Consider the following 1,342-nt stretch of genomic DNA (forward strand, 5'->3'; position numbering starts at 1 on the left):
CGCCGGTTGCTGGCGCGGTGGGGCGGGCTGTCGTTGGGGACCAGGGGCCGGTACGCGGCGTGGCCCGTGGCGCTCAGGCGCTCCGGGGCCAGCTTCTCGCGCTCGGCCAGCTGGCGCACCACGCCACGGCCCGCGCGGCGGACAGCTCCCACGCGGTGGTGGCGGGACCGCCGGGCCCGGCGGGGAGCACCTCGTCGGTGTGGGCCTCCACCGCCACGCGGTGGTCCGCGAGCGGGCTCCGGAACACGGCCGCCGCCTGCTTCAACACGGCGGCCCCTTCCGGGGTGAGCGCCGTGCTCGCGGGCGCGAAGAGCAGCCGCTCGGACACCTCCACGCGCAGGGCGTCGTCCTCCAGGGCCAGCGCCACGTCGCCCGCCTTGAGCGCGTCCTTCAGCGACTGGCCCAGCGCCTCGAGCGCCGCCTCGCGCCGCGTCCGCTGCGCCTCCGCGCTCTTCGCCTGGAGCTCCGCCGCGGCGCCGCTCCACTCCCGCGCCTGCTGCTGCCGCTCCAGCGCGCGCAGCCTCCGCTCCATGGCCTGCCGCAGCGTCTGCAGTTGCGCGACGTGGGCCTCGGACTCGGTGGCCTCGTGCTCCAGCTGCGCGCTCCGGGCCTCCAGCGCCTGGAGCGAGCGCGAGCCCAGCCACGCGCCCGTGGAGGCCACCACCGCCGCGACGGCCAGCAGCCCCCAGGGCAGCCACCGCCAGCGGCCGAGCGCTGCTTCGGTCCGCGCGTCGTCCATGACCCCCAAGGGTAATGGCCCCCCGGGGGTGGGCGGCAAGGTGGGCGCCGTGCGACACCGCCCGCCTGCTTCACTCCGGTGCCGTCCCGGGCGGTTTCTTCCACCGTGGCAGGCGCAGCACGAAGCGCGAGCCGGGCCCGCCCTCCACCGGCGCCTCCACGGACAGGTCGCCGCCGTGCGCGCGGGCGAGCTGCCGGGAGATGTAGAGGCCCAGGCCCAGGCTCGCGCGCGCGTGCTCGCCGGTGTTGCGGGCGAAGCGCTCGAAGATGCGCTCGCGCGCCTCCGGGGGGATGCCGGGGCCCCAGTCCCGCACGGCGATGACGGCCATGTCGCCCTCGCGCTCCACGTGCAGCTCCACCGGCAGGCCCGGCGCGTACTTCATCCGCGTTGGTGAGCAGGTTCACCAGCACCTGCTCCACGCGCGGCCGGTCCGCCAGCGCCACCACCGGCGCGTCCGCGTGCACCACCGCCACGCAGCCCGCGGTGGCCAGCGCCTCCTCCATCCGCGCCACCAGCGCGTGCACCAGCGAGGACAGCTCCACCGCGCCCAGCTCCAGCGCCATCTGCCCCGTGCCCAGCCGGGCCACGTCGAACAGGTGCGCC

3 protein-coding genes are annotated in these 1,342 nt (G+C 77.2%); 1 reads left to right on the plus strand and 2 read right to left on the minus strand.

Annotation, left to right across the window (positions count from 1 at the left end; translation table 11 throughout):
- Positions 1-73 precede the first annotated feature (73 nt).
- Together ACLEQD_RS43510 and ACLEQD_RS43515 are read right to left on the minus strand one after the other, a co-directional pair.
- A complete protein-coding gene (locus ACLEQD_RS43510) occupies positions 74-739 on the minus strand; it encodes an OmpA family protein (protein ID WP_410391808.1) in 666 nt (221 codons plus the stop codon).
- 70 nt (positions 740-809) lie between these two features.
- Positions 810-1,121 (minus strand): sensor histidine kinase, encoded by a 312-nt coding sequence (locus ACLEQD_RS43515; RefSeq protein ID WP_410391809.1) that lies wholly within the window; start codon positions 1,119-1,121, stop codon positions 810-812.
- An 8-nt stretch (positions 1,122-1,129) separates the two neighbouring features.
- Between ACLEQD_RS43515 and ACLEQD_RS43520 the strand changes: the two genes are divergently transcribed.
- A partial coding sequence (locus tag ACLEQD_RS43520) for a hypothetical protein (protein WP_410391810.1) occupies positions 1,130-1,342 on the plus strand: 213 nt, incomplete at its 3' end.

This window comes from Corallococcus sp. 4LFB (genome assembly GCF_046520365.1).
GTDB classification, from domain to species: Bacteria; Myxococcota; Myxococcia; order Myxococcales; family Myxococcaceae; genus Corallococcus; species Corallococcus caeni.

Coding starts and splice junctions, on each gene's coding strand:
- ACLEQD_RS43510 (WP_410391808.1), bottom strand. CDS start 739: ATGGACGACGCGCGGACCGAAGCAGCGCTCGGCCGCTGGCGGTGGCTG.
- ACLEQD_RS43515 (WP_410391809.1), bottom strand. CDS start 1,121: ATGAAGTACGCGCCGGGCCTGCCGGTGGAGCTGCACGTGGAGCGCGAG.